This window comes from Dietzia sp. DQ11-44 (genome assembly GCF_014145205.1).
Lineage (GTDB): Bacteria > Actinomycetota > Actinomycetes > Mycobacteriales > Mycobacteriaceae > Dietzia > Dietzia natronolimnaea.
Genome location: NZ_JAALEC010000633.1, coordinates 1 through 2723, shown reverse-complemented (window position 1 = coordinate 2723; position 2723 = coordinate 1). Strand labels below are relative to the sequence as shown.

Genomic DNA, 2723 nt, shown 5'->3' with positions numbered 1-2723 from the left:
TGTGGCTGCCGCAGAACTCACCCGGGTCGACCGTCAACGCCACGCTCGCCGCGGCCGCGGGGGACGTCGTCCGGATCGGCGCCGGGGAGGGGGCCTCGTGACCTCGCAGGGATATGCGGACCTGTCCGCCTTCGGCATCGACCCGTGGTGGCTGGTGCTGCTCAAGGTTCTCGCGGTCTTCGTGTTCCTCGTGGTGACGGTGCTCGCCGCGATCTACCTCGAGCGCAAGGTCATCGCCTGGATGCAGATGCGCGTGGGACCCAACCGGGTCGGCCCGCTGGGCATGTTGCAGAGCCTCGCGGACGGCGTCAAGATCGCCCTCAAGGAGGGACTGATCCCCGCGGGGGTCGACAAGCCCGTCTTCCTGTTGGCCCCGGTCATCGCGGTGATCCCGGCGTTCATGGCGTTCGCTGTGATCCCCTTCGGACCCGAGGTCTCGATCTTCGGACACCGGACGCCGCTGCAACTCACCGACCTGAACGTGGGCGTGCTCTACATCCTGGCCGTCACCTCGATCGGCGTGTACGGCATCGTACTGGCCGGTTGGTCCTCCGGCTCCACCTATCCCCTGCTCGGTGGGCTGCGGTCCACGGCGCAGGTGATCAGTTACGAGATCGCGATGGCACTGTCCTTCGTCGGCGTGTTCCTGTTCGCCGGAACCATGTCGACCTCGGGGATCGTCGCCGCTCAGTCCGAGGTCTGGTTCGTGTTCCTCCTGGCGCCCTCGTTCCTCGTCTACGTGATCTCCATGGTCGGCGAGACCAACCGCGCGCCCTTCGACCTCCCCGAGGCCGAGGGCGAGCTGGTCGGGGGGTTCCACACCGAGTACTCGTCGCTGCGGTTCGCCATGTTCATGCTGGCCGAGTACGTCAACATGACGACGGTCTCGGCCCTGGCGGCCACCCTGTTCCTCGGCGGCTGGCAGGCACCGCTGCCGTTCTCCCTGATCGACGGCGCGGACTCCGGGTGGTGGGCGCTGCTGTGGTTCGTGATCAAGGTGTGGGGCTTCATGTTCCTGTTCATCTGGCTGCGCGCCACCCTGCCGAGGCTGCGCTACGACCAGTTCATGGGCTTCGGCTGGAAGGTGCTCATCCCCGTCTCCCTGGGATGGGTGATGGCCGTGGCGAGCATCCGGGCGTTCTCGAACGCCGGCTACGACGGCCTGACCATCGCGCTGGTGACCGCCGGCGTGATCGCCGCGGCCGTGATCGTGGTGGCCCTCCGCACCCGGATCGGCACCCGCCCCCACCGCGGGGGCGCCGCCGACCCGGCGCCCTTCGACCCGGTCGCGGGCGGGTTCCCCGTCCCACCGCTGCCCCACCAGCGCGCGGCGTTGTCCGGGCGCACCGCGACACCCCAGCGCACCGCATCGGAGGAGGCCCCCAATGCCTAGGGTTCCGAGAATCCTCGAACCGATCGCCGGGTTCGGTGTCACGTTCGCGACGATGTTCCGCAAGAAGCACACCGAGCAGTACCCGGAGGAGAAGGTCCCCACCGCTCCCCGCTACCACGGCCGCCACCAGCTCAACCGGTACGCCGACGGCCTCGAGAAGTGCATCGGCTGCGAGTTGTGCGCGTGGGCCTGCCCGGCGGACGCGATCTTCGTGGAGGGCGCCGACAACACCGAGGACGAGCGCTACTCCCCCGGCGAGCGCTACGGGCGGATCTACCAGATCAACTACCTACGCTGCATCGGGTGCGGCCTCTGCGTGGAGGCCTGCCCGACCCGCGCGCTGACCATGACCAACGAGTACGAGATGGTCGGCGACGACCGGGCCGGGCTCATCTACGAGAAGCAGGACCTGCTGGGGCCGATGCTCGCCGGGATGGTCCCCGCACCGCACGACATGGCCCCGGGCACCACGCACGCCGACTACTACCGCGGCGACGTCCTCCGCGCGGCGCAGAGCGCACCCCACGGGGCGGCGCCGGGCGAGGACTCCCCGCCGACCCAGGGCGCGCCCTCACACGGGGACGGGTCCTGATGACCGGGGCACCGGTGTCCACCGGGGAGTCGGTCCTGTTCTGGGTGCTGGCGGTCGTCGTCGTCGTCGGCGCGCTCGGGGTGGTCTCCGCCAAGAAGGCGGTCTACTCCGCCCTGTGTCTGGCCATGACGATGGTCGCCCTGGCCGTGCTGTACATGGCGCAGGGCGCGGTGTTCCTGGGCGTCGGCCAGATCGTCGTCTACACCGGCGCGGTGATGATGCTGTTCCTGTTCGTGGTGATGCTCATCGGCGTGGAGTCCTCGGAGTCCCTGGTGGAGCGGATCCGCGGACACCGCGTGGCCGCGATCGTCGCCGGGCTCGGCTTCGGGGTCCTCCTGGCGACCGGCCTCGCCCGCGCGGAGCTGCCGCCCTTCACCGGCTTCGGCGCCGACCACAATGACGTGCCCGCACTGGCCGAGCTGCTGTTCACCCGCCACGTGTGGGCGTTCGAGCTCACCGGCGTGTTGCTGATCATCGCCACCCTGGGGGCCATGGTGCTGGCGCACCGCGAACGGTTCTCCGGCCGACGGACCCAGCGCGAGATGTCCGAGCAGCGCTTCCTGGACTGGCAGCACGACGGCCACGCCCGCGTGACGCCGCTGCCCAGCCCCGGCGTGTACGCGCGGCGCAACTCCGCGGACATGCCGGCCCGGCTGCCCGACGGCTCGGACTCCACCGACTCGGTGAGCGAGGTCCTTCGCCGGCACGGCGGCGGCAGGGAACTGGGACCCGGAGACG

3 protein-coding genes are annotated in these 2723 nt (G+C 70.1%); all 3 read left to right on the top strand.

Translation table 11 applies throughout. The features are described from left to right. Positions 1-97: 97 nt before the first annotated feature. Complete coding sequence (gene nuoH, locus G6018_RS14585; protein WP_182640006.1) at positions 98-1393, top strand: NADH-quinone oxidoreductase subunit NuoH; 1296 nt, start codon at positions 98-100, stop codon at positions 1391-1393. Continuing rightward, positions 1386-1985, top strand: coding sequence for an NADH-quinone oxidoreductase subunit NuoI (gene nuoI, locus G6018_RS14580; protein WP_182640005.1), 600 nt, complete (start codon positions 1386-1388; stop codon positions 1983-1985). Before nuoH ends, nuoI begins: the two co-directional genes overlap by 8 nt. Next, on the top strand, positions 1985-2723 hold a 739-nt coding region (locus G6018_RS14575; RefSeq protein WP_182640004.1), incomplete at its 3' end, for an NADH-quinone oxidoreductase subunit J. The genes nuoI and G6018_RS14575, both read left to right, overlap by 1 nt.

Coding starts and splice junctions, on each gene's coding strand:
- nuoI (WP_182640005.1), top strand. CDS start 1,386: ATGCCTAGGGTTCCGAGAATCCTCGAACCGATCGCCGGGTTCGGTGTC.